This is a genomic window from Dyadobacter luteus (assembly GCF_003383615.1).
In the GTDB taxonomy this organism is placed as follows: domain Bacteria; phylum Bacteroidota; class Bacteroidia; order Cytophagales; family Spirosomataceae; genus Dyadobacter; species Dyadobacter luteus.
Window position 1 is genome coordinate 40,573 of record NZ_QNUL01000005.1, and the last position, 26,294, is coordinate 66,866.

General features: G+C 42.4%; 25 protein-coding genes. 10 read left to right on the forward strand and 15 right to left on the reverse strand.

Annotated features, from left to right (window positions below):
- The first annotated feature begins 1 nt into the window (after position 1).
- Positions 2 to 1,162, forward strand: a complete 1,161-nt coding sequence (locus tag DSL64_RS08595) for an ATP-binding protein (RefSeq protein WP_115830573.1) — start codon at positions 2 to 4, stop codon at positions 1,160 to 1,162.
- Between the two features lie 19 nt (positions 1,163 to 1,181).
- Here DSL64_RS08595 and DSL64_RS08600 read toward each other — a convergent pair whose 3' ends face one another.
- The 13 genes from DSL64_RS08600 to DSL64_RS08660 form a co-directional block, all read right to left on the reverse strand.
- Positions 1,182 to 2,057: an alpha/beta hydrolase gene (locus tag DSL64_RS08600; protein ID WP_229217005.1), complete on the reverse strand. Its 876-nt coding sequence runs from the start codon at positions 2,055 to 2,057 to the stop codon at positions 1,182 to 1,184.
- Positions 2,058 to 2,191: 134 nt separating this feature from the next.
- A complete protein-coding gene (locus DSL64_RS08605) occupies positions 2,192 to 2,416 on the reverse strand; it encodes a CDGSH iron-sulfur domain-containing protein (protein ID WP_115830313.1) in 225 nt (74 codons plus the stop codon).
- Positions 2,417 to 2,521: 105 nt separating this feature from the next.
- Positions 2,522 to 4,498: a response regulator gene (locus DSL64_RS08610; protein ID WP_115830314.1), complete on the reverse strand. Its 1,977-nt coding sequence runs from the start codon at positions 4,496 to 4,498 to the stop codon at positions 2,522 to 2,524.
- Between the two features lie 24 nt (positions 4,499 to 4,522).
- Positions 4,523 to 4,954, reverse strand: a complete 432-nt coding sequence (locus DSL64_RS08615; RefSeq protein ID WP_115830575.1) for a response regulator — start codon at positions 4,952 to 4,954, stop codon at positions 4,523 to 4,525.
- 28 nt (positions 4,955 to 4,982) lie between these two features.
- On the reverse strand, positions 4,983 to 6,293 hold the full coding sequence (locus tag DSL64_RS08620) for a sensor histidine kinase (protein WP_115830316.1): 1,311 nt from the start codon (positions 6,291 to 6,293) through the stop codon (positions 4,983 to 4,985).
- Positions 6,294 to 7,418, reverse strand: a complete 1,125-nt coding sequence (locus tag DSL64_RS08625; protein WP_115830317.1) for an FIST signal transduction protein — start codon at positions 7,416 to 7,418, stop codon at positions 6,294 to 6,296.
- Between the two features lie 87 nt (positions 7,419 to 7,505).
- On the reverse strand, positions 7,506 to 8,846 hold the full coding sequence (locus DSL64_RS08630; RefSeq protein WP_115830319.1) for a deoxyguanosinetriphosphate triphosphohydrolase: 1,341 nt from the start codon (positions 8,844 to 8,846) through the stop codon (positions 7,506 to 7,508).
- A gap of 64 nt (positions 8,847 to 8,910) precedes the next feature.
- A complete protein-coding gene (locus DSL64_RS08635; protein ID WP_310587830.1) occupies positions 8,911 to 9,915 on the reverse strand; it encodes an NAD(P)H-quinone oxidoreductase in 1,005 nt (334 codons plus the stop codon).
- Positions 9,916 to 9,927: 12 nt separating this feature from the next.
- A complete protein-coding gene (locus DSL64_RS08640; RefSeq protein WP_115830320.1) occupies positions 9,928 to 10,296 on the reverse strand; it encodes a YccF domain-containing protein in 369 nt (122 codons plus the stop codon).
- A gap of 94 nt (positions 10,297 to 10,390) precedes the next feature.
- Positions 10,391 to 10,990 carry a pseudouridine synthase gene (locus DSL64_RS08645; protein WP_199539360.1) on the reverse strand — a complete coding sequence of 200 codons (600 nt, stop codon included), beginning with the start codon at positions 10,988 to 10,990 and terminating at the stop codon, positions 10,391 to 10,393.
- Between the two features lie 81 nt (positions 10,991 to 11,071).
- Positions 11,072 to 11,818: an alpha/beta fold hydrolase gene (locus DSL64_RS08650; protein ID WP_158547901.1), complete on the reverse strand. Its 747-nt coding sequence runs from the start codon at positions 11,816 to 11,818 to the stop codon at positions 11,072 to 11,074.
- A 67-nt stretch (positions 11,819 to 11,885) separates the two neighbouring features.
- Positions 11,886 to 13,013 (reverse strand): sensor histidine kinase, encoded by a 1,128-nt coding sequence (locus DSL64_RS08655; RefSeq protein WP_115830325.1) that lies wholly within the window; start codon positions 13,011 to 13,013, stop codon positions 11,886 to 11,888.
- Positions 13,014 to 13,320: 307 nt separating this feature from the next.
- Positions 13,321 to 15,255: a TonB-dependent receptor plug domain-containing protein gene (locus DSL64_RS08660; protein WP_115830326.1), complete on the reverse strand. Its 1,935-nt coding sequence runs from the start codon at positions 15,253 to 15,255 to the stop codon at positions 13,321 to 13,323.
- A 114-nt stretch (positions 15,256 to 15,369) separates the two neighbouring features.
- Between DSL64_RS08660 and DSL64_RS08665 the strand changes: the two genes are divergently transcribed.
- The 4 genes from DSL64_RS08665 (at position 15,370) to DSL64_RS08680 (ending at position 20,166) form a co-directional block, all read left to right on the forward strand.
- A complete protein-coding gene (locus DSL64_RS08665; protein ID WP_115830328.1) occupies positions 15,370 to 16,857 on the forward strand; it encodes an aminotransferase-like domain-containing protein in 1,488 nt (495 codons plus the stop codon).
- 120 nt (positions 16,858 to 16,977) lie between these two features.
- Entirely contained in the window at positions 16,978 to 17,592 is a 615-nt protein-coding gene (locus tag DSL64_RS08670; RefSeq protein WP_115830329.1) for a hypothetical protein, read from the forward strand.
- Positions 17,593 to 17,596: 4 nt separating this feature from the next.
- A complete protein-coding gene (locus DSL64_RS08675; RefSeq protein WP_115830331.1) occupies positions 17,597 to 18,706 on the forward strand; it encodes a serine hydrolase domain-containing protein in 1,110 nt (369 codons plus the stop codon).
- A gap of 122 nt (positions 18,707 to 18,828) precedes the next feature.
- Positions 18,829 to 20,166 (forward strand): D-arabinono-1,4-lactone oxidase, encoded by a 1,338-nt coding sequence (locus DSL64_RS08680; protein WP_115830332.1) that lies wholly within the window; start codon positions 18,829 to 18,831, stop codon positions 20,164 to 20,166.
- Between the two features lie 117 nt (positions 20,167 to 20,283).
- Here DSL64_RS08680 and DSL64_RS08685 read toward each other — a convergent pair whose 3' ends face one another.
- On the reverse strand, positions 20,284 to 20,742 hold the full coding sequence (locus tag DSL64_RS08685; RefSeq protein WP_115830334.1) for a GNAT family N-acetyltransferase: 459 nt from the start codon (positions 20,740 to 20,742) through the stop codon (positions 20,284 to 20,286).
- A 268-nt stretch (positions 20,743 to 21,010) separates the two neighbouring features.
- Between DSL64_RS08685 and DSL64_RS08690 the strand changes: the two genes are divergently transcribed.
- The 5 genes from DSL64_RS08690 to DSL64_RS08710 all read left to right on the forward strand — a co-directional run bounded on the left by DSL64_RS08690 (position 21,011) and on the right by DSL64_RS08710 (position 25,143).
- On the forward strand, positions 21,011 to 21,688 hold the full coding sequence (locus tag DSL64_RS08690; protein ID WP_229217006.1) for a TetR family transcriptional regulator C-terminal domain-containing protein: 678 nt from the start codon (positions 21,011 to 21,013) through the stop codon (positions 21,686 to 21,688).
- A gap of 1 nt (position 21,689) precedes the next feature.
- A complete protein-coding gene (locus DSL64_RS08695) occupies positions 21,690 to 22,982 on the forward strand; it encodes an ABC1 kinase family protein (RefSeq protein ID WP_115830337.1) in 1,293 nt (430 codons plus the stop codon).
- A 114-nt stretch (positions 22,983 to 23,096) separates the two neighbouring features.
- Entirely contained in the window at positions 23,097 to 23,657 is a 561-nt protein-coding gene (locus tag DSL64_RS08700) for an LVIVD repeat-containing protein (RefSeq protein ID WP_229217007.1), read from the forward strand.
- Positions 23,658 to 23,689: 32 nt separating this feature from the next.
- On the forward strand, positions 23,690 to 24,454 hold the full coding sequence (locus DSL64_RS08705) for an LVIVD repeat-containing protein (protein ID WP_115830339.1): 765 nt from the start codon (positions 23,690 to 23,692) through the stop codon (positions 24,452 to 24,454).
- Positions 24,451 to 25,143, forward strand: coding sequence for a DUF3575 domain-containing protein (locus tag DSL64_RS08710; protein WP_115830340.1), 693 nt, complete (start codon positions 24,451 to 24,453; stop codon positions 25,141 to 25,143). The genes DSL64_RS08705 and DSL64_RS08710 overlap by 4 nt, the downstream gene beginning before the upstream one ends.
- A gap of 12 nt (positions 25,144 to 25,155) precedes the next feature.
- Here DSL64_RS08710 and DSL64_RS08715 read toward each other — a convergent pair whose 3' ends face one another.
- On the reverse strand, positions 25,156 to 26,268 hold the full coding sequence (locus DSL64_RS08715; RefSeq protein WP_115830342.1) for an AI-2E family transporter: 1,113 nt from the start codon (positions 26,266 to 26,268) through the stop codon (positions 25,156 to 25,158).
- Positions 26,269 to 26,294 lie beyond the last annotated feature (26 nt).

The following is a 26,294-nucleotide window of genomic DNA, read 5'->3' on the forward strand; positions in this document are numbered from 1 at the left end:
TATGATAGAACGTGTTGCAACTCAGAAAATACTTCAACTATCTACGGTTTTTAAAGCTGTAGCGGTAACTGGACCCAGACAATCCGGTAAGACTACGCTTGTCAGGATGTTGTTTCCGGATAAAACTTATGTATCCCTTGAAAATCCGGATGTAAGGCGATTTGCATTAGAAGACCCGAGAGGATTTTTGAAGCAACATGAAGCGGGTGCTATTTTTGATGAAGTGCAGCGCACCCCTGAGATCTTTTCTTATTTGCAAGAAATTCTTGATTCGTCACCGCAGCCCGGCAGGTTTATTCTTACAGGTTCAAACAACTTTCTGTTACAACAAAATATATCACAAAGCTTAGCAGGTCGCGTTGCGATATTAAATCTCCTGCCATTCAGTGCAGAAGAACTTTTTGTGTCTGACACTACTGCGCCGGATGAAAATGATCTGATATTGAAAGGCTTGTATCCGCCTGTTTACGATATGGGCATTCCTGCGGAAGATTGGTATCCCAACTACCTGCGCACTTATATTGACCGTGATGTGAGGCAGATCAAAAATATAACGGATTTAATTGTTTTCGAGCGGTTTATTCGCCTTTTGGCAGGTAGAACAGGGCAGGAACTAAATTTGACATCACTTGCAGTTGAAACCGGGGTTGATACAAAAACGGTGCAATCCTGGATTGGAATTCTTGAAAGCAGTTTTATTATTTACTTGTTAAGACCCCATTTCAAAAATTTCAACAAGACGTTGGTGAAAAGGCCAAAAATATATTTTTATGATACTGGCTTAGTTTGTTCTTTATTGGGAATCATTACGAAGGATCAGCTTCTGCAGCATCCACTACGTGGCAGTTTGTTTGAAAGTCTTGTTGTGACAGAGCTACTCAAAAAAAGAACCAATGCGGGTAAGCAAGTTAACTTATATTATTGGCGGGATAAAACAGGTCATGAAGTGGATGTGATAGTGGACAACGGCACATCTCTCTTGCCTATTGAAATTAAGGCAGGTAAAACGATGAATAATGAATATTTCAAAGGATTGTCTTACTGGAATAAACTCAGTAGTCAGAAATCAGGATTGATTATTTATTCCGGGGATCAGGAAGAGGTGAGATCTAATGGGATAAGCACTATGAATTGGTTCACAATGGCAAAGAGCGATGTTTGAGTTTAGTAGAAACTCCGAATCATTGACTTGTGCCAACCCCTGCCATGAATTCAATTATTTCCCTATAATACCTGTTCCACGGATTAAAAAACTGGGTGATCATCGGAATGTGCTTCTTTCCGTTTACAATATGATACGGTGTATCTGGCGCATATTGATCCAAAGCTTTCGTGAATTTTTCATTGCTTTTGAGAATCGAATCATACGTTTTTTCTCCTCTGTAAATCAGCATGGGCGGCATGTCCCTGTGCAAATGATAGAGAGGTGTTGCCTCCTTCCATATTTTAGGATCTTTTGTAAAGGTTTTCAGATACGTATGGTCTGCTGACAACTTTTCTTCCTCCAGATAGCCATACATATCAAGCCCGGCTGCATCAATCAGGATCGTTCCTGCAATCGGATTTTTGATCTTTAAACCCTTGAAATACTGATCATCTATGGAAATCAACGCAGCAAGATGTCCGCCTGCTGAATGTCCTGAAACAAATATTCTGTCGGGGTTGCCATTATACCTGCGTATATCCTCCTTTACCCATTTCACAGCCTGTGCACATGCTGCAGCCATTTCTTTATAGTCTGCCTGCGGACTGAGCGGATAATCTATCATTAGACAGACGATTCCCTTTTTCGCCCAATGGTTTGCAATGATGTTGTACTGAGATTTCTTACCGGAATTCCAATTGCCACCATGAATAAAAACCAGTACGTCGTTTGCAGATTTGCTTCTGGCCGGAGAGAAAATATTCAGCTCCTGCTTACCAGACGGGCCTTTTGGAAGGTATACAATGTTTTTGGAACGATTGATCTTCCTGAATGAACACCCCGATAATGTCAGTAAAAAAGCGGCCAGTATAACAGCAAATATCAGCAGTGCGCTTCGGGTTTCTGATTTCAAAATGGTGGTAGTTAACGTGATGAATTCAGGATATCTACGCTTGCTGCCGGGAAAAAGATGTATTTTGAAATAAACAAGGTGGGGTTTAAAAGAAAAAACCTGTCCGGAAGTTGACTCAGACAGGTTTTTGTAAATTATGCTTTTTTGGGGGGCAGGTCAAATGCTACAGCATTGTGTTCAAAATGTCCTTTGTGCGAGCCATCGCAAAATGGTTTGTTGGCCGACATTCCGCATCGACATATCGAAACGACCGTTCTTCCCTGTAATCCGTACTCATTTCCCTGCATATCGACAATCTCAAAATCGCCGTCTATTTTTACAGAACCGTTGTTATTAATTGTAAGTTTTACCTTCGTCATGGTGAATTTTTTTGACAAAGGTAGACAACCACTTTGAAGGGCAATACGCCCGGGGCCAGTTTAGGATTAGTACAAATACAGCTTCCTGGCGCTTTTGAGACCTATTTAATTCGTAAACAGATGTATGCTTATTTTTTTGATGAGCTCGTCTGCCTTAAATGGCTTCGTAACAAAATCGTCAAAATTACATGCATGTATCTCCGGCGTACTCTCTGCAAATGTGTCTGCAGTAAAAGCAATAACGGGAACATGGTCATACGCAGGATAGGATTTTCTGATCAGTTTCATGGCGGTAAGTCCGTCCATAACAGGCATCTGTATGTCCATCAGGATCAGATCAAACTGCGCGTCCGCTATAGTTTTGATGACTTCCTCCCCATTGTTACAAATCACAAATTCGGCTCCCCATTTATTTAACAGATGTTTAAGTAAAATCTGGTTTGCAAGTATGTCTTCCGCTGCGAGTATCTTATATCCTTTCAACGAAAAATCACCTGTGGACAAAGACTGAGGTTTTGGTTGTGGTTGAACAATTTTTCTGAAACTGAGGAGTACCGAGAACGTTGAGCCTCTATCCAGCTCGCTTTCTGCATAGATACTTCCGTTCATCATTTCGGTAAGTTTTCGTGTAATGGTAAGTCCCAAACCCGTTCCGCCGAAGTATTTCTTCGCATTGTTATGATGAACCTGAGAAAAACTATCGAATATGCTGCTCAGCTTGTCTTCCGAAATACCTATTCCCGAATCCGCTACCTCGAATCTGAGTCCGACCTGTTCTGTACTATCGTTCTCAACTTTTACTGAGAGGTGTACAAAGCCGGTATGTGTAAACTTCAGAGCGTTACTGAGCAGATTTACCAGAATCTGATTAAGCCGGTAAGCATCACCTATCAGTAGCTCAGGTATTTTAGTATCTATTTCAAAATTAAGATCTATACCTTTTTCCCGGGCTTTCACCTCAAAGGTCTTTTCCAGGTATCCCAGTTTTTCTCTGAGATCGAATTCAAAATCTTCGAGGTCAAACTTCCCTGCTTCAATTTTTGAGAAATCAAGAATATCGTTGAGGATAACCATCAGATTATCTGCTGAATACTTGATGGTATTGAGATGCTGACTGCTTTCACCGGATAAATCGCTCTCAAGTAGTAAATCTGTAAAACCGATGATCGCATTCATTGGGGTCCGGATCTCATGGCTCATGGTAGACAAAAAATCAGACTTAATCCTGGAAGCCTCTTCAGCGTCCCGTTTCGCCTTGATCAGTTCATTTTCCATGGATTTACGACGGGTAATATCAATAGCAGTCCCCAATACCTGTTGCACTTCACCCTGTTCATTTCTTTTGAAAGGTACTTCCCGCGTAATGATCCAGATTTCAGAGCCATTTTTATGTTTCAACCGTACCTCCATTTCTGTTTCTTCACCATCTTTTACATGACTGCGCAAATGGTGGTAATGTTCTTTTATGGTAGGCAGGTCGTCTTCATGTATAGCCTGAAAAATAAAAGTTTCCGGAGTCATAGCCAGATCTTCCGCGCTGTAACCCAGTATAGGCCAGATCTGGTTGTTATGAAAGACATCTGTCCGGTTTTCTATATCGATCACATAGATAATATTGGGAGATAAGAGAGCTATTTTGTCGATTAACTCTTCTTTTTCAGACAATTCCTTTTGTGTTTCTATTCTCTTTCTTTCTGTCTCCAGCATCTGCCACATAGAGTGGAAAATACGCGTTATTTTTTCCGGGGTGATCTCTGCCTTCGGAAAATAATCCATGGCTCCGGCTTTCATCATTTCTACTGCGATACGCTCGTCGCCCTGTGAGGTAAGGATGATCACCGGAATATGAGGAGCTGTCTCTTTGGTTTTTCGGAGTAGTTCGAGACCGTTGGTTTTAGGTAGCTGGTAGTCAATAAAAATACAATTGGGTAACCAGTTTTCCAGTAATAAAAGTGCCTCTTCCGCATATTTGCATACACGTAACTCATTGATTTCAACATGACTTCTGGAGAGGGCTCTTCGGAACTCCATGGCATCAATGTTATCGTCTTCGACAAGTAAGATATTGAGAGGCGTTATCATGTTTTTGTAAAGCGTGTGTTGAGTTTATGATGGATATTCGCAGAGTGTCCAGTAGCTTTTTAATGTTGAAACTGCAGCTATAAATCTGTCCATAGATAAGGGTTTCAGAATATAGCCCGCTACGTTCAGGTTATAGGCGTCAATTTTATCACCATCCTCATTGGAGGTAGTCATCACAAAAACGGATAACTTACTCAGAGCAGGATCCTGACGCATTTCTTTCAAAAACTCAATTCCACCCATGCGCGGCATGTTCAGATCCAGCAGAATAATCTTGGGTTTCGGCGCATCGCTGTCTGTCGACCGGAGGACTTCGAGCGCTTCGATGCCGTTGTGAGCCACAAGTAGAGGATTACTGATATTGTTCTTTTTGAATGCACGTTTTACATTCATAATATCTACTTCGTCGTCTTCCACGAGAAGGATAGTTAATGGCACAGCGTTGGATACCGACATATGAGAAAGGTTTTGTTCTTCTGAGTTTTTATTCTTCTGACAAAGGCCAATGGAAAGTGAAGGCTGTTCCTTCATTCATCACTGAATCCACACCAATTGTCCCTCTTTTTTCTTCTATAATTTTCTTGACAATGGCCAGTCCTACACCAGTACTTTCTATTTCGTCCCGTGATTGTAAGGTTTGAAATATTACAAATATTCTTTCATGAAATTCAGGGCTGATCCCGGGGCCGTTGTCTCTCACAAAAATCTCTGCCTGAGATTCCTTTTTTGTCCAGCCAATCGTAATCACGATGTGCTCTTTATCATTGTATTTGATGCCGTTGGAGATCAGGTTTTGTAAAATCTGAGTCAATGCAATCTTCTCTGAATATATTTCGAAACCGGCATCACCTTCCAGTCGGAACTCGACAGGGTTTTTAGAACTGAAAGTCTCACAGAGATCATCAATAATGCCTTTAATAAGGAATTTTTCTTTCACTGGTTTGATCCTTCCTACACGGGAATAGGAAAGTATCCCGTTAATCAGACTTTCCATCCGGTGTACCCGCCCTCTCAGCAATTTGAACTGCTCTTTTGTATCACCTTCGATCAGGTCGCCGATATCTTCCTCAATCCATTCCGAGAGGTTGTTTATAGCTCTCAGGGGAGCTTTCAGATCATGGCTTACCACATAGGCAAACTGGTCAAGTTCTGCGTTGATCTTTTCCAGATCGCGCATGTACAAATTAAGTTTTTTCTCTGCTTCAACTTTCTGCGTCACATCGGTAAAAGTGCCTATGTAGCCTCCGTTTTTACGCTCACCCAACATGTGCCGGCTAAGTGTAATGCCCAGCCACTTTTCAGATCGGTCGGCAGTAATAATTCGGACTGTATCTTCAATAGTTTCTGATGCAGAATAGGGAGCCGGGTTTTCTGAATCGTTCAGAATATAGTTACATAGCTTTTTCCCATGGCTTTCTTCGACTGAGAAACCGGTGATCGCTTCCCAGGCGGGATTGAGGTATACAAATCTCCCTTCCTCGTCCAGCTGTACCAGTACCTCAGAAATACTCCTTACAACTTCGTCCAGTCTTTGGTTGGATGATGCGGCTTCTTTCGTTTTTTCTTCCGCTATCCGGCTCAATTCCCGGTTGGCTTTGAAAAGTTCGCCGGAACTTTGTTCAAGAATATTCTCGGCATGGCCCAAATCCGCCTGAAATTCGAGATAAGCCTTACTTACTGAGCTGAGAAATTCCTGTAAACGGGGATCTTCAGCGAGGTCTGCTGGTAAAGACTTACGTATTTGTCGTTTTAATAACCGGTGGTATATTGCTTCGGTAGGTTCTGAAGTCAGCATTTATAATTCCCTGAAAGTAGTGACGGTCATGGTTTGATTGTGTAGCTCGCAGGACGTGTCCCTGTTAAAAGGGGCAAGCTCTCCATACGAATAGAAGCCTGTCATCGCTGGTTTACCCAGGACTTCTGACACGCACTCTACTTCTTCTTCTGTAATTTGCTTCAGTACCAGCTTTCTACCTACACAACTCACAAGTATGGCAAACTCAGGTGAGGAATCCTGGCTTTCCAGCGCTGCTTCTGCCGCTTCTTCGGCACCGTTGATAAGCCTGTCATTATTGGCCTTCATTAGTCTCACGAATGAACCCTGCGGAATATCACCTGCGAATGTCAGGCTTTTTTGTTCTTCATTCACGCCCAGTATTGTTCGTACTACGGGCGCTTTGTCTTCACTATCGCGCATACTGAGCGGGAATAACAGACCCGACGACGGCAGGTGTTTCGCCTGGTCGCCCAGAAATGATTTGTACAAATCCAGCGCGGGCTGGCCGTCAATTTCGTACAGAATATTATCAGTAGATCTGGTTACGAGGCGGTCCAGGCCGAAGCTGTCCCAGCCACCTCTTGATCCGAACCCGATTGCAATAGAATCACCATAGAAGCCAATAGCCGCTACACTTTCAGCCGCTACGGTGCCGTCTGGCTCAACTATCACGGTTCTGGCAAATTGTGAGCCATCTGCAGCAAGTCCTCCTGTAATACTTACGTGAGCATCCAATACTTCACGCATTCCGTTAACGAGGTCGGTACCATTGACGTGCAGACCGTCCGAAACCACAAAAACGTGGGTGAGTCCTTCTGTCGGGAGTTGGGATACCAGCTTTTCCCCGGCAGCGAAACTATCGGATGCTACTTCCTTCAAAGCTACAAGTGATGATTCGATTTTTGTTTTTTCAAACTGAATACCTGTCAGTACAATGGTATTGTCGTTGACAGATTCGCCAACAATCTCGCCAGCCGTGGAGCAGCCCGAAAAGATAGCTTGCGGATAAAGCGTACGCAGCCGTGTAGTGAGAGAGCTCGTCTCCAGCAATTCGCGATTACCAAACACAAATATGATATCCGGTTCCAGAGAAAAGGATATGGCAGAAGTTTCCCTTGAATAAACGAGTTGGTTGAGTTTCATTTGAGGGTGTTAGGTAGATTTTACCAGACAATTTACAAAAACTTTTCTGGTAAAAACAATCCCTCAGTGTCACAGCAATTTATTGATTTAGCTAATGGTTGGAAATGATATACCCTTGATTTTCCGGAAGAGCTCCACAGCATAAATGTCCGTCATACCGGATACAAAATCTACCACTGTTTGTATTCTCGAATAGGTATCTTCATTTTGCGTGATAAACTGCTTTGGGATCAGCTCAACAAGCTTTTTGGTGTAATTCGATCTGTTGTTGAGATATGCCGGAATAAATTCTTCAAGAAGACCAGCCATCACTTTATAGCCAGCCACTTCTATTTGTACAACGGATGAGTAATTGTATATTTTCTTAACCGATATGGCACTGATTTCTTTCATTACTGACCTGTAAGGTTCTTCAATCCTATCAATCAGACTATGGTTAAAATCTCCTTTCAAAATATTCTCCTGCTCTTTGAAAAATAATTCAGAACACGAATAAATCAATACACTGATCGCCTTCGCACGCAGCAGACTTATTTTAGCGTCGTCGTCTTCTATATCAGCTAGTCGAGCTGGTAGTTTAGGATCATTGCACAGTTTGAGCAGCAGGGTTTCCACTTCCTGGTAGGATAGGATTTTCAGCCGGTGTGCATCTTCGAGATCAATGATATTGTAACAAATATCGTCAGCCGCCTCCACAAGGTATACAATCGGGTGCCGTTTGTAGGTGAGGGGAGAGTCGTTTACTTTTTCGAGTTGAAGGTCCTGTGCTATACGCTGAAAGCTGGCTTGTTCCGATTGGAAGAAACCATATTTCTTTGTGTAAATATTACTTTTTTCTTTCCCCAGAGACTCACAAGGGTACTTTGCTATGGCTGCGAGCGTAGAATAGGTAAGTGCAAAACTGCCATAACCTTTGCCTGCATACGAATGCGTGAGAATACGGAATGCATTGGCATTTCCCTCAAAGTGGGTCAGGTCTGCCCATTGCGCCGGAGTTACTTCATTTTCATAAACAGAGCCGGCGCCGTCTGTGAAGTAACGCGAAATGGCATCTTCCCCCGAGTGCCCGAATGCGGGGTTACCCAGATCATGAGCAAGACATGCTGAAGCAACAATGTTACCAATTTCACTGATCAGCGGAAGTCTGTCGTCTATTCCGGGGTCCTCTGTTTTAAGCTTATTATAAAAAATTCGTCCCAGAGAACGGCCTACGCTGGCTACTTCCAGGCTATGCGTGAGCCGGTTATGAACAAAAATGCTTCCGGGGAGAGGGAATACCTGCGTTTTGTTTTGTAAACGGCGGAACGGGGAGGAGAAGATCAGCCTGTCGTAATCCCTCTGAAATTCAGATCTGGCTTCCGCCTGATTGCCGTCATATTTGTCTTCGCTTCCCCACCTTTTGGCAGATAGTAACTGTTCCCACTTCATTGCTTCGCTGTTTTACAAAAAGCAAATCTAACTGCTTTTCAGCGAAAACCGCTTTCTGGCAACATCAGGATGAATGATTGACTGTGAGTATCAGCTTACCGATGTGCGCACTACTCTCCATGACCAAATGTGCTTCTGCGGCACTTTCGAGCGGGAAGGTTGCATGTATTACAGGTTTGAATTTGCCTGATTCAATAATGGGCCATACCTGTTCAAAAATGTCTTCGGTAAGTTGTCGTTTAAATTCCGGATCACGATTTCTGAGCGTGCTTCCTGTGATTGTCAGGCGTTTTCTTAATATCAATCCAAAGTCGGGAAGATCGTCAACAGCTGGTTTGCTGCCCTTCATCGTATTGATAAAAACCATTCTTCCATCCTCATTGAGCAGGCGAATATTTTTGGCAATGTAACTTCCGCCAATCATATCCAGAACGACATCTGTTTTTTTATCCTTCAATATTTCTTCAAAGTCCTGTGTCCGGTAATTGATACAATCCTCGGCTCCCAATTGGATACATGCATTACACTTTTCATCCGAACCTGCTGTGGCAAAAACCTTTGCACCGAAAGCCTTTGCAAGTTGTATGGCAGTAATGCCAATACCGCTGGTCCCGCCGTGTACAAGTAATGTTTCGCCAGGCTGTAGTTTCCCTATCCGAAATACGTTATGCCATACCGTGTAAATCGTTTCCGGTAAAGAAGCTGCTTCTGCAAATGAAAATCCATGTGGTATTGGAAGGCACTGGCCGGCGCGGGCAATGGCATATCCGGCATATCCGCCGCCCTGTATCAGTGCACAGACTTTATCTCCTGTGTTCCAGTTTGTAACCGTTTCACCCAAAGCCTCAATAGTGCCGGCGATTTCCAGTCCGGGGATGTCGGCTGGTGCATCGGGAGGGGCAGGATATACTCCTTTTCTTTGCAGGACGTCAGGCCGGTTGATACCTGCCGCATGTACGCGTATCAAAACTTCATCCTTGCCTGGAACGGGTACTGGTCTTTTCTCGACCCGCATGACCTCCGCCGGACCTGGTTGGGTAATGATAATCGCTTCCATTTCGTTATTCATAGGGGACTTATTTTAGTACACGTCCTTGCCAAAAGGAGTAAAAGACAGACTCATCAGTTTGAAATGTTGCTTAGCAAAAGGCAGGCCAATGATGGTAATGGCTAAAAGTATTCCAAAAATAAGGTGGGTAAGTGCAATCCAGATACCACCAATCAGAATCCAGATAATGTTGAAAATGGTAGACAAACAACCTGTGGCTCCGGGAACTTCTCTCACTTGTCGGCCGAAGGGAAACAATGCAAGAATTCCTATTTTAAAGCATTGTATACCGAAAGGGATTCCAATGATGGTGATACACATGGCCAAGCCGGCAATCATGTATTCAAGGAAAACCAAAAATCCTCCGAAAATGAGCCAAATGACGTTTCCAATAAGATTCATAGCTAATATAGATTTGATGTACTCTTAAAGTTAGCCGGATGCTCTTTTGCGTATTTTATATTTTGACAAACGGAGTAGCCGGAGTTTCACCGGTTTATTTCCAGTTTCTGATTTTCAGTTTATCGAAAAAAAAGTGCTCTTCGACTTCCCGGACTTCGCCTGCTTTCAAATCCCCTAATTCAAGATCCTCGATACTGACACGAACCAATCGCTTGCAATGATGGCCGGCAGTGCGAACCATTTTCCTGATCTGATGATACTTGCCCTCAGTGAGTACGATTTTAAGCCAGGTGTGGGGCACCTGACGTCCTTCACTTGGGTTTTTGGGAAGCCATTCAGGTCGTTCTATAATGTCAACTTCACAGGGAGATGTGACGTAATCAACGTTTCCTTTTATTCGAATGGGGATCCCCGTTTGGAGAAGATGAAGTGTTTCCTGGCTCACAACATGTCCTACCAAAACCAGATAAGCACGTTTGTGTGGCTCCTCTCCCTGAAATAAAAGATTTGTAACTTTTTTGTTTGTAGTGAGTAAAAGAAGTCCTTCCGAATGATTGTCGAGGCGTCCAATGGCATGGGTATGTTCAGGAAACTTGTAATCCAGATCTTTCAGCAGACCGACGTTATCCGGACTGACAAACTGGGAAACCATATTGGCAGGCTTATTCAGAATAAAATAGCGATGTTCGCTCATTGACAAAAATCTTGACCCTTCGCAAAATTGGTCATTAATTATGTGATGTGTGCATTATTTGTCAGAAACTGCAGGTGTTGGCTATTTTAAAATCTCACGATTGAGTATTTCTGAAACTTCATCCGCCTGATCGTAAACCATCAGGTGCCCGCCATTTTCAATAATTACATCAGGCGATACCATCTTCACAGGAATGAGCTTGTCGGCTGAACCATGTATATGAAAAAGACCTGAAGGTTTCGAGGGCTTTTTCCATGAACTCATTTCTGAGAGCGCCCATTTGAGAAATCTGCCGTTTGTGTCTTTTAAGATTGCTTTCAAAAGTGATTTAAGTTCAGGCGTGTTGGCTCCGAAATAGCGATAAACCAGGAAATTAGGGTGTTTCAATACCGGAACTGCCAGGGGAGAAGCCAAGAGGAATTTTAATAATATCTGATAAAATGAAGAAACCGGAACGCCTGTAGCAGTACTTGAAATAATAATTGTTTTTTCGGGATGGATGATTTCCGTCAATTCGGAAGCAATAATACCTCCGAAAGATAAACCCACGAGTTGGAATGATTGTGTGGTATCTATCTGAGCAACTAACCGGGAAGCGTAATGTGCAATTGTTTCTCTTTTGAGTGGCGCGATCCACTCAATATGCCTTACAGAAATCGGGTTATCCAGATTAAGTTTATCAAAGACTCGCTTATCTGCTCCCAGCCCACTGATGAAATATACATTTTTAACAGTATGGGAAGCAGTTGATTTGGTAGTGGTTGTGTGTGCAGAAACAGCCAGTGAAAGTGTGAGAAGCATGTTGAGTAAAATACATATATCTTTCATATCCACGATAAGACTTTGCGGTATTTACGAAGTTCTTGTTGATATGGATACAGTGTCACCCTATATATCAGGCACGGGGAAATTCTGTGATAACTGTAGTGCCGATATTAACTTTGCTGCTCACCGAAATCCGGCCATTGTTCGCTTCTACGTATTCCTTGCAGAGCAATAAGCCCAAGCCAATTCCCTTTTCACCATGCGTGCCGTAGGTATTCCTTTGCAGGAATGTGAATAGCGATTGCTGGTTTTCTTCACTGATTCCGATGCCGTTATCAGCAATGCTGATTTGAATAAACGCATCCTTGTCAACAACGGAAATAGAGATACAGCCTTTTGCAGGGGTATATTTTATGGCGTTGGTTACCAGATTTCGAATTACCATATTAAACTGATCGCGGTTGGCTTTTATCTGAAGTTTATCAGGAATGTTGTACTGAATGGCTATGTTTTTGGCCATGGCCTGTTGCTCGATAAAGCCTTTGTTTTTTTCCAGGGTATCAAGAACGAGTAAAACATCGCGGCTCACAGTCTCGGTTTTATGAAAAGAATTGGTGGCCCACAGTAGCAGATTGTCGGTCACGTCAGCTACATCAGAGAGCTGTTTCAATAAACCTTCACGTACTTTCGCCTTCTGCTCTTTGTCCAGCTCGTCATCCAGAAGGGCAGTTGTAAGTCCCTTCAGCGAGGCAATAGGCGCATTCATATCATGAGAAATAATCGCAAGGATTTTGTCCTTAAGCTGATTGGAGGCTGAAAGCTGATTGTTTATCTTTTTAAGTTCGGCAGCTGACTGTTTTTTTTCAGGGTTCGATTGATCATGGACAACCCGTCCGTTTGTCTTTCTATTGAGAAGGGGTACAGACTGGGATTGCGTTGCGAAAGTAATCAGGAACAAAGCGCGATTTTTGGCATCTGTTGTTCTGTTGATAGTCCATTCCGGTGATTTCTGTACTGTAGTTTCCGGACTACCACCCATTTCTTCCAGCATTTTCAGCAGTTGCTTATGCTGATTGGGAGTTAGAAATTGTAACCAACCATAATCAGTGACTTGCGCAACGTTAAGGCCGGATAGTGTGAGAAATACTGAATTTGAATAAATGTGTTTATAGTTGTGATCAATCAGAAGAATAGCTACCGGTAAATTCTCCACCATGATGTGAAACAGGTCGTCGTCAATTCGGGTCAACATTTCCATTCCTGTAGTTTTTATTGGGCATTAAATACCCGTAAGGAAGATTTTCATACTGTCTGAATATGTTATATCCGTTGAGTTATCTGTATTGCACTTAGGTTTTCTACAAATTAGTATGTCAATCCAGTGCAAATTTGTAAAATTATTTTTACTTAATGTAGATTTTAGTTTATAAAACAGGGTTATTTATATCTTAAATTATTTTCAATACTATCTCATATTTATAAAATAAATACCATAAATACAAATATCCTGCCAGAGTATTTTCTGACAGGATATTTGTGAGGTTTATTCGAAATGTAGCTTCAAATCATTTCATCAGACTGTACCGGATTCCTCCCATTATCCATCTGCCGGGCATCATCGCACCCAGCAAATCGCTATACTTTTTATCAAATGCATTATCCGCCTGAATAAAAATATGAAGTGTGTTTTTCAGTACTCCGTATTCGGCTTTTGCGTTCAGGATGAAGTACTCGGAGGAAATCTGAGTATTCAGCGCAGTCGCTTCCTGCTTTGCTCTCGTTTTATAAAGTCCGTTGATGCTTAAGTTAAGATTGCCATACTGATACAGGACAGAAAAGTTAGTGAGCAGCTTTGCGTGGGAAGAGAGATAAAAGCTTGGAGTAGCACTTCCACTCTTGCTGTTGAGTTGGGTTAATCCGGCAGTGATCCACAATTTCTGGTTGTCTGACAATGCTTTGCTATACTGCACATCAAACTCAAATCCAGTGACATTCACCTCGGCTACATTGCCGGCCAATGCATAAGTGCCGGTAGCTACAAGGTTATCTTTTCTGGGCATATTGGCATACGGCGTACTGGTATAGTCGATCAGGTTTTTTTGGCGACGTTGAAAGAAAGTCCCTGATAATTTCAAATCCGTCAAAAGTAAATCGGCACCCGCTTCGTAACTCAACGATCTTTCTGCTTTCAAATCAGGATTTCCGATACGGTTTCCGCTTGTTACCACAGGCTTATTGTAATTGTTGAAACGTTCTGTAAAATCTGCATCACGGATGGTTTTACCAGCACTTCCTCTGAGTTGAAGAATATCCTTTTTGTAAGAAATACTGACTTGCGGTACCACTTCCGTGCCAATTCCATCACGCCAGTCGAATCGGATAGCTGGACTTAACGTCACGTATTTTCCCAGGTGCTGAGACAGTGTAAGAAAAGGGGCGAGTTGATGAATGGAATGTTCACCGCGGTCATTGGAAGATATACTTCTGTTCTGATAGTTGATGCCGGCAACAAGTTCTGTTTGAGGAGAAAATGCCTGTTGCCACATTGCCAGGCCCTGCCATAATCCTGATTTGCTCACATTACCGATGGAAACAGAATTGAAGGCGTACTGATCATTCACATGTTTATATCCTCCATCGAACGAAAATGCAGATTTCCCTTTTCTGTAACCCACTTTAAGGTGATTCCAGGAGGTCTTGACCTTTTCCTGAGCCGTATCGGCAACAGAGGTTGTATAGAAGTTTTGCGCTGCAAAGTCGCGGTGATCAAATGAACTCCTTACAGTAATATTCCAGGCGTCTGAAATGGCATAATTGGCAGCAACAGAGGCGGTATTATTATGAAAATATCCTTTTGTTCCTCTCTGCTGTACTCCATCCGCGTTATTAGACAATATTCCAGCTGAAAATGCCAGTTTGTCCTTTTGGGTAAAAACCCCGGCATTCGCATTGATCATTCCATTTTGACCTGCCGAAACACCAGCATTTACCGAAGTACGGGATATAGGCTCCTCTCCACGAAGCTTCGCAGCGAATGTTTTGGTGATTACATGAATAACTCCGCCTACCGCTTCTGACCCGTAGATGGCTGATGAAGCGCCTTTTAACACTTCAATACGCTCGATTTCGGAGGGAACAATGGGAATGTAACTGCTGAAATGCCCGGTATTAGGATCGTTGAGGCGGAGACCATCCACAACGACCAGCACCTGCTGGAATGTACCTCCCCGTAATACGATGTCACTCTGGGAACCCATAGGTCCGCGAGCTTGTATCTCCACGCCAGGTACGTACCGGAGCAGGTCATCTATGCTGTTTACAGGAAGATTTTTGAAATAATCACCTTTAATCACGGCAATGTTACGCCCTGTTTCAGATGCTCTTTTTTCGACTATGGAAGAGGTTACAGTAACCGGATCCAGCGAAATGTCCTGCGAAAAGGAATATTGGTTGGTAAGAAGCAAAAGTAAAAATGCAGACTTAAGTAAATTGTTTTTCATTAGAACTATTTCAAATTTTTGTCAAATACGCATAGCTATCGGACACTACCCGACAGCTATCAGCTACAAAACTATTATCTTGCCGGACTGTTAATGTGATCCGGTTTTGATATAATGAGTAGTCCGGTTGAAATACCTTTTAAAAGTCTGATTCAGATTGAACGCCAGTCAGACACTCCTGTGTACCTGCAAATTGCCCGTACAATGATAGGCGCCATCCAAAGAGGCGTTCTGGCGCCTGGTGTGAAACTGCCGGGTACAAGAATGCTTTCAGAAATTTTGGATGTGCACAGAAAAACCATTGTAGCAGCTTATAATGAGATAGATGCACAAGGATGGATTGAAACGCTCCCTAACAAGGGCACATTTGTCACTTCCCGCTCTCTGATTATTCCGAATGAAAATCTGACTGCATCGCGGACAGGAAATTATGCCAGACAAACAGGATTTTCATTCCGGAAAAGTATGTTGCTCGACAGGCCGGTTGCAGTTTCAAAAACAGATCTGGAATTTACAGACGGCCTGCCGGATGTACGTATTGCTCCTTTGGATAAGTTATCAAAAGCCTACTCAAGTGTACTCAGAAGAAAAAATAACAATAAATATCTGGGCTATTCCTATGTGGAAGGCAATGCGTTTTTCAGACAGGAACTTACCGCTTACCTCAACAATACCAGGGGATTGCATGTAGGAAAGGAAAACGTAATGACCACCCGTGGTATTCAGATGGGGATTTACCTCGCTTCTAATCTCCTTCTGGACGCTGGTGATACCGTTGTGGTAGGAAATCTGAGCTATTATGTGGCCAATATGATTTTTCAGCAGGCAGGTGCTCATATCGTGTCTGTACCTGTTGACGAATTCGGGATATCAGTGGAAGCAGTAAGAAAACTTTGTGAAACCCGAAAGATCAGGATGCTGTACCTGACTCCGCATCATCATTATCCGACCACTGTAACTTTAAGTGCGGAGCGAAGAATAGCATTGCTGAATTTGTCAGTAGAATATGGTTTTGTAATTCTGGAAGATGATCATGACTACGACTTTCACTTTGACAGCAGTCCTTTTTTGCCATTGGCTAGTGCGGATGCATCAGGTATGGTGGTTTACATTGGTTCATTTTGTAAAGCATTGGCTCCGGGGCTACGTTCAGGCTATATTGTTGCTCCTGAGAATTTCATCTCTGAACTGGCCAAGCTCCGGCGCGTGGTAGACAGGCAAGGCGATCTGATGATGGAACAGGCTATGGGCGAATTACTTCATGAGGGTGAAATTCAGCGACACCTCAAAAAGGCACAAAAAGTGTATCATCAGAGACGGGATCAGTTTTGTGATTTATTACAAAAGGAGTTTTCTGATTATCTGAATTTCGGTACACCACCTGGTGGTCTGGCAGTGTGGACAGAATGGAGAAACGACATCAATCTGCTACGTGTAAGTAAAGAGTGCCTGCGTTACGATCTTCATTTACCACAAACATTACTTTTTCAAACAGAGCGGCTGAGCGGAATGAGGCTGGGTTTCGGGAATCTGAATGAAGAGGAGATCGAGAGAGCAATGGGAATTCTGGCTGAATCGGTGCGTGTGATCAGTTCCACATGAATTCCCCTATGTATGCTACTTTTATTCCTATTAAGAATATTATATTCTTTCGGAAAATTAGGGATTAATATAAACTTTAGAAATTGCAGACTTTATAGACCTCATCCAAATACATTCCCTTTGAAATCACAGATAATAAGAAAGTCGCTTTTTATCAGTATTGTTCTGTTTCAGGTTGTTCTAAAATCTTTTGCTCAGAAAGAAACTAGTAATCAAGTCAGCAACAAACAAAAATTTGGTGTAGAATTCAAATCTTATGGATTGGGTGTTGGCGGTACCAAACAAGGGCGTGGGCGAGAAGGTTTTAACATTTTCTATTCCTGGAAAATGCTCGGGAATAATAAACATCAGCTATATATCTCTCCGCAAATTGGCTACATAGCAGATCCGGGAATACAGACACGTGTATTGCATACAGTATCTGTTGATTATAACCTTAATCTGTCCAAAAGGTTCGAATTAGGTGCATTTGTCGGGTTAAGTCATGTTATAACCAGATTGGCTTTTGACCGATACGACTACAACGACAATGGAGATTTTGTCAATGAAGGTAAATTTCGGGGACAGCTATCGCCCTCGTATGGAGGGAGAGTTGGTTGGAAGCTGATCAAAAGAGATCATTTTTCAATAAGCCCTTACGTTAGTTTGTCATTCATTAAGTTAGACAGAAGCTATGATGGAAGTATTTTAGGTTTTAAGAGATCTAGCGCTGTTGGCCTTACATTCAATTTTTAATCTGATGAGAGCTGTAGCATTTATTCTTTTTTTTGGCCTGATCTCGTGTCAGGAGACGGCGAAAGTTATTACCCCAACGACACTCACCAATAATCCTCTTCAATCTGAAATGGATTCGGCAGTGCAAAAGGCGTTTGCAGACAATCTGGAAATGCTGGATTCTCCCGGAATTTCGATAGGAGTTCTCAAGGATGGAAAGACCAGTTACTATGGATATGGTGAAACCGCATTAGGAAGTGGGGTTGTGCCCAATGAAAATACCTATTTCGAAATAGGCTCAATTACCAAAACATTCTCGGCCATTGCCATTGCTGAAATGCTTTTGAAGGAACAAAAAGAGATTGAAACTCCTGTAAGAAGTTATTTGCCGAGTGAACTTCCCACACTTCAACGTGGAGGAGTGGAGATAACATTTAAGCATCTTTTGACTCACACTTCTGGTTTGCCAAGAATGCCCAATAATTTTTCACCAATTACAGCATATGAAGCGTATAGTAAAGCAAAGCTGTATCAATATTTGTACAATATTCAACTTGAATCAGTGCCATTTACGAAGTATAATTATTCTAATACCGGATTTGGTATTCTAGGTGATATTCTGGAAAGGCACTATAATTCCAGCTATAGTGATTTGATGAGTAATCAATTATTTGGTCCGTTAAATCTGAAAGACACAAAAGTCGAGTTTGAAAAAACAGATTTGAATAGATGGGCTACAGGTTATAGTAAAGGAAGAAAAACTGACTATTGGAAAAATATGAATGCGATGAATGGGGCGGGTGTCATTAAGTCTACTGCAAAAGATTTGCTTTTGTATGCCAAAGTCAATTTGTCGCCTCCTGATAATATTTTGGGTAAAGCTATCAAACTAACACATCGCAAAGCTTTCGAAGATATTTATGGTGAACAAGCATTGGCTTGGGTTATGTCAGCGTCGCGCAAGAATTCGGATAAAAGGATTTTGTGGCACAATGGGGGGACAGGAGGTTTTAACAGCTGGCTTTATTTAAATGAAGAGAACAATTCGGCTTTGGTTATTCTATTTAATTCGAGTATTGATAATGAACAAAGAGCAGAATTTATATTTTCATTGCTAAACATTATAAGAGAATAGCCATCATCTCCTGATAACTTTCAATCATAAATATTTAAAGATAAAATAAGTGTAAATGAAGTTTTGCGGCGCTTTGTTATTAATTTGGAAGGGAAATGATAACCTAACCGCTAAGTTGTCCAATGAAAAAACGACATTTCCTCAAATTATCTTCTGCATTAATGACTGCACCTTTATTCACCCCGCTTACTGGTTGGGCATCCGGCGATAAACTGAAAAACTGGGCCGGAAATCTTACTTATAGTTCTGATAAACTGGATGAGGCAAAATCTATCTCTGAGGTTCAGCAACTAGTAAAAAAGTATTCTAAAATGAAGGTGCTTGGTACGCGGCACTGCTTTAATACCATAGCCGACACGCCGGATCAGTTCATTACGCTGGTGGGGATGAGAGATGATGTCGTGATTGATGAAGCAGCAAAAACGGTGACAGTAAATTCGGGAATTAAGTATGGTCAGATCAGCCCTTATTTGCACCAAAAGGGATTTGCACTGCATAACCTCGCATCCCTGCCGCATATATCCATTGCGGGGGCATGTGCAACAGCTACGCATGGTTCGGGTGAGAAAAGCGGGAATCTGTCTACGGCTGTCGCAGGATTCGAAATGGTGACGGCAGCGGGGGATATTGTCAAACTTTCACGTAAGGATGGTGAAAAATTCAGGGCAGCGGTGGTGAACCTTGGTGCGTTGGGGGTAGTTACTAAAATGACGCTGGATATTCAGCCAACGTTTTTGATGAAGCAATATGTATATGAAAACCTGCCACTTTCGCAATTGAAGGAGCATTTCGATGAGATAGAAGCAAGTGGTTATAGCGTGAGTTTGTTTACCAACTGGCAAAGCCAGGATATAACGGAGGTCTGGATTAAGAGGCGGGCAGATGATACAAGGGTAGCAGAAAAGGAATGGTTTGGAGCTAAACTTGCAACCAAAAATCTGCACCCGATCCCGGAACTTTCGGCTGAGAACTGTACGGAGCAAATGGGCGTGGCTGGTCCGTGGTATGAACGGATGCCGCATTTTAAAATGGGTTTCACGCCAAGTAGTGGGGTTGAGCTGCAATCGGAATACTATGTGCCGAGAAAAAATGCCGTGGATGCTATTATGGCCATTTCTAAATTGGGCAGTCAAATAGGCCCTCATTTATTCACTTCAGAGGTAAGAACTATTGCCGCGGACGATCTGTGGATGAGTCCATGTTACAAACAGGATTCCGTGACGATCCATTTTACCTGGAAACAGGACTGGCCTGCCGTAAGCAAGTTGTTACCTGTAATCGAAAGAGAACTGGCTCCGTTCCATGCGAAACCGCATTGGGGGAAGTTATTTACAATAGCGCCGTCGCGTCTAAAAACGCTCTTCCCAAAACTGGAGGAGTTTAGAAAAGTGGCAGCGGATTACGATCCGAAGGGTAAATTCAGAAATGAGTTTTTGAATAGGAATATATTTGGCGGGTGACTAGGCTCGCGCCAAACCTGTAGGGTTTGAATATGAATAGCCAGGGGTGAAACCCCTGGTTAAAATGACGGTTTAATGAATCCCAACCCTGTAAGGGTTGAACGAACATGAGAATTTCTAATCCGTCCAAAGCGCCTTCAGCATACACACACTGCGTTCTTCCTGCGCATACTGGCCGTAGTTGGTCGTAATTGTATAGCCGCATTTCTGATACAGTTCAATGGCCTCAGGCTGGCCCTTACCTGTTTCCAGTGCAGAGTAAGTGTACTTCAGTTCTATAGCCCAGGTTTCGAGCTCATATAATATACGTGAGGCAACTCCCTTACCACGTTGTTCGGGTACTACAAACATTCGCTTGATCTCAATGGTATCATCATTGAATTTTTTGAAACATCCGCAGCCTATTGGTTCGTCATTATCGTAAGCCAGAACCACCGTCGGCAAATCTACGATGCGGTTATATTCGGCATAGTCTTCCTGTTTGGTACCATATATTTCACAGAGCGTAACATCGAGGAGTTGTATCAGTTTGATAAAATTGGGGTTGTCACTGTTGGTGCGTACTATTTTTAGCATAAAATTGGTTGGTGGTATTGTCGGCACCTGCTTTATCTGATCAGTGTGCCATATTAATCATGTGGTTGCCACAAAAGTACAAAGTAAAATATATGCAATACAGGGATAATTATTACGATATTTATTGTTGCTTCATAAGGGAATTCTTAATCTGAATTCTGATGTAATATTTTGAGATGGTTCTGATTATCGAATGTTGAAAAACAAGATTGCTGATGTCAGGTCGTTGAGATAGTGAGGTTTCCGATAGAAATACTAACATATAGTAATGATGGCTACAAAAACAAAAGAGGTTAAGACACAACCCGTAGAGATCACGGCGGAGAAAATTACTGAGCTTTTCATGAGATTTTGTCTGGAAAATAACAGAAAACCGGAGTCGGTGTTTTTGTTTGCTCAGCACATTGGTATTACAGAAAAGGAATTTTATAATCATTTCGCATCTATAGACGCCATTGAAAAGGGTGTGTTCGTGAATTTTCACAATCATGCTGTTCTGCTGATCAGTCAGAGCGATGAAATGGCGGTGGCAGGTTTTAAGGATAATTTGCTGGCGTATTACTATACTTATTTTGAACTCCTGACTGCAAACAGAAGTTACGTGGTGTTTGCTTTGAAAGAAGATAAAAACCGCCTGAATGGTATTCTTAAATTGAAGCAACTCAGGACGGTGTTTAAAACCTACATTTCGGAAGAAAGTCAGGGTTATCTAAAAGCAAAAAGCGACAGGATTCGGAAAGTACAACAGGATGCGCTTGAAGAGGGTGCCTGGATACAGTTTCTGGTTACGCTGAAATTCTGGATTGATGATGAATCGCTGGGTTTTGAGAAAACGGATCTGTTTATAGAGAAGTCGATCAGAGCTACTTTTGATCTCATAGACACCACACCGTTGGAAAGTGTGATAGATTTCGGTAAATTTTTGATTAAAGAAAAACTGAAGTAGGATGGAGACTATTGACAGAATCCCTACTTCTAAGATACAACGTGCCAGCAAACTGATTACGACAGGTGTTAAGATCGGGGGGAATTATTTAAAATATTACGGTGAAAAAATCACGAATCCTGAGGCTGCAAGAGACAATCTGAACGCCAATAATGCTGAGGATATATATGACAGTCTGAAAAACCTGAAAGGCAGCGCGCTCAAATTTGCGCAAATGCTGAGTATGGAAAAGAATTTTTTGCCTCAGGCATATGTGGAAAAATTCTCATTGTCGCAGTTTTCTGTGCCGCCGCTTTCCGCTCCTCTGGTGATCAAAACTTTCAGGAGATATTTTGGGAAATCACCTCAGGAAATGTTTGATACTTTCGATGCGCAGGCGATCAATGCAGCGAGTATCGGACAGGTGCATAAAGCCACGGCTGGCGGCAAACAACTTGCCGTGAAAATACAATATCCCGGTGTGGCTGAAAGTATATCATCTGATCTGGCATTGGTGAAACCTATTGCTATGTCGATGTTTAATATTCAGGCAAAGGATTCGGATAAATATTTCAAGGAGGTTGAAACCAAACTTTTTGAAGAAACAGATTACCGGCTGGAGCTGGCTCAAAGTAATGAAATTGCTGCTGCCTGTGCGCATATCCCTAATTTGCTTTTCCCGAAATATTATGCTGAATACTCCTGTGAACGTGTGCTGACGATGGACTGGATGACAGGTAAACATTTATCTGAATGGTGTAAAGCGGGTTTTTCTCAGGAGTCGGCGAACAAAGTCGGACAGGCACTTTGGGATTTTTATATGTATCAGGTGCATCAGTTGAAAAAGGTACATGCTGACCCGCACCCTGGCAATTTTCTGGTGGACAGCAATGAAAACCTGATCGCTATAGATTTCGGTTGTATGAAGGTCATTCCGGATTCATTTTACAATCCTTATTTTGAACTGGCGGAAAGAGCAAAGCTGGATAATCCTGAAATTTATAAACAGAAGCTTTTTGAACTCGAAATGTTGTCCGACAAAGACACACCTGAGGAGACTATCTATTTTTCGGGTCTGTTTTACGACGTGATATCGTTGTTGACTTTGCCGTTTCAATCTCCGACTTTCGATTTCGCCGATGAAAGTTTTTTTGCCAGACTGGCTGAATTGGGGGAGCGATATGCGAATGATAAGGAGCTCAAAAAGATGAATGTGAACCGTGGTTCGAAACATTTTATCTATATAAACAGAACGTTTTTTGGATTGTATAGCCTTTTACACGACCTGAAAGCTAAGATTAATACCGGTTATTAAATCGGGAAGTTGATATTGAGGTGAAAACGCCGGACAGCTGTAAAGTGGTCCGGCGTTTTTTTGTAATAAATTTTTCCGAATGGTTACAACCTTTTTTGCAACATGGTGTCTTATATGAAACTCATACTCAACATGATGAAAACACTACCGCACTTATTACTTACGCTACTTATTTTGTCATCTTGTATGACATCTCCCGACGAAACCCCGGTTAACGGAGAGCTGTTTCAGGGACTGGGTTACAAGCCCATTTATGCCACCGGCGCTGAACTTAAAAACGTCAATATAACTACTTCGGAGGCGCTTCGGTCTCCCGGCAAAATTTACATTCTTGACCGTTATCTATTTGTGAATGAAATGGGAAAAGGTGTCCATATTATTGATAATTCTGATCCCAAAAACCCGAAGAATCTGTCATTTATATCGATTTTGGGTAACTACGATATCGCTGCCAAAGGAACTTGGCTTTATGCGGATAATGCAACAGATCTGCTCGTTTTTGATATTAGTAATCCCGTAGAGCCGAAACTCAGCAAGCGTATAGCCAATGCTATTCCTATGCACAATTACCCTCCTTTTCAGAATGTCTATTTCGAATGTGTTGATAATAAGAAAGGGACCATTGTAGGCTGGGAGAAAGTAACCATGGCCGCTAAGCCTAATTGTTTCAGATAGTCTCAACATCATTTACCGATATCCTGACAGACATGAAAAATAAATTTACTAAACCAGCCGGAGCGGCCTTGCTTGCTACTCTGTTCTTCTTTTGGGGTTGTGCTGAAAATTCTTCCAAGTCAGAAATGAGTCCTCAAAGTGGCTTAGGCGGATCTATGGCTCGCTTTGCTATAACAGGCAATACACTTTATCTCGTATCCAAAGAAACGCTGGAAGTGTACGACATTACCGATGGTGCTAATCCGGTGAAGGCAACTTCAAAAAATATGGGAATGGGTATAGAAACGATATTTCCATATCAGAACCATTTGTTCATTGGTGCTAATGACGGCATGTATATATACAATAATCAGTCTCCTCAAAATCCGGCATTACTCTCAAAATACACGCATATTCAGTCGTGTGACCCTGTAGTGGTGCAGGAAAAATATGCTTATGTAACCCTACGTGGCGGCGTTGCTTGCCGTAACTGGTTTTCTCAGAGTAGTTTGGATATCATAGATGTCAGTAATCCTTCTAATCCTGTTATTGTCAGATCTCAGCCAATGTTATCACCTTACGGACTTGGTGTTTCCGGTAATCGTCTGTTCGTTTGTGAGGGCGATAACGGATTTAAAATTCTTGATATCTCAGATCCGACACTTGCAATAGAGAAATTTCATTTGAAAGATCTGACTTCTTATGATGTTATTGTGAGAAACAACCGACTCATTGTAACAGGAAATAAAGGTCTGTATCAATACCAATATGACGATCAGGATCAGGTTGAACTGTTGAGTAAAATACCTGTTTTATGAGATTGAGTATAATTGTTGTTTTGTTGGGTTTGCTGGTTCATCAGTCCTCTGTTGCGCAGATCGATCCTGAGCAATCGAGAAAACACGTGATTCTCAAATGGTCACCTCTTAGTTTGTATGATTTTGATAATACATTTCAGCTGGGCGTGGAGGTGCCGTTACCTGATTCCAGATTTACAATACAGCAGGATATTGGCTACGGGCAAGGTAACTTCAACGTTTGGTATATGGGAAGAAATAGTAACCGTCCCGATAAGAGTACCATTAAAGCCAGAACGCAGTTTCGTTTTTACTTTCTGGAGCGGCCGAGATTCAGGGCCTATGTGGCTGGGGAATATCTTTACAAGAGAGTCGTGAACCGAAAACAGGACTGGATAGGACGCGACTGTGCGGTATCCGGAGGTTGCTCTTTTTTTGAGAATATGTACGTCAGACAAGGAAGGTTTGTAAATGCACTGCATGCAAAAGCAGGCTGGCATTTCTATTTCTCTAATCGTATCAGCCTGGACGTATTTACAGGTTTTGGTTTACGCCGGATAGAGATGAGAATGATTACGCCTGGCGTGCAAAATATCAATTTGGATAGAGCCTGGTGGCTTGGAAACAGTGCCTTTAACAACCCTGAAGTTATCCCAAGTCTTGCGGTGGGATTTCATTTAGGTGTTGCATTGGGGAAATTTGATAAGTGATTGCAGGATCCGTCAGCCGGGGTCTCGTACATCATCTTCTTTTATTGTTTTAAACAAATTACGTTTCGCTTGCTCAGGCGTTTGGTCACCCAGAAGTATACCCCATGGTTTCAGTCCATCAATACGGTCGAAAACAACTTTGAGAATTGCTATGGCAGGAATAGAAAGAAACATACCTGAGATGCCTGCCAGTGCTCCGCCGATAAGCACACCCACAATGGAGACAAGTGCGTTAATTCTCACTTTGGAACCTACAACAAGCGGCACCAGAACATTGTTATCAATAAACTGAACAGCCAGAAACACACCCACAACGCCGGCCAATGTGTATCCGTCAGGATGGTTGATAAACGTAACCATCACAGCCAACACAGTAGCAACCAGCCCGCCTATGTAGGGAACCAGATTAAGAATAGCTGCCATGACACCCAGTAGAATCGCGTATTGCACATTCAGGATTAATAAACCGATACAATTCATTACAGCCACCGCGCCGGTTTCCAGCATGAGCCCTACCATGTAGCTCTGGATAATGGACTTAATTTCTCCGACAATATCCATCACTTGTTCTTTATATTTATCGGCAAAAAGAACCACCATGAAATGCAGTAACATGGCTCTGTAATACAGAAACAGGAATACGTAAATCGGAATAAGAATGAGTGAACCCAGCGGCCCCGTGACAATTCCCAGTGTTTCTGCGCTCTGAAAGTTTTCCAGTGTTTGTGTTTGCGCTTTTTTGAGATATTGATCTTGTTGTCTGTAACTGACGCTGTATTCGCGGCGTATCCATCTCCTGATGTCACGGTAAGCGTCGTTGATGTTTCGTTTCAATTTAGGCCATTCGTCCGAGAAATCGGATATCTGCATGGAAATCAAGATGGTGATACCGGCCAATACCAGTACAGCTAACGTTACAGCTATACTGATTGCAAGCACTTTGGGAATCCCGAGCCTTAGCAGCCAATTTTCAATCGGACGTAGCAGTACTGCCAGCAACACCGCCATGGCAAGCGGGACAATGATATCCTGGCCCAAATAGATGCCCAGCGTAATGAGTGCAATGGCAATAAGGCAATGGGAAAGCTTATGGTAAAATGGTTTTACGGGTAAAGGTGCATTCATTGTTCTTTCCGGATCTTTAGAGGAAT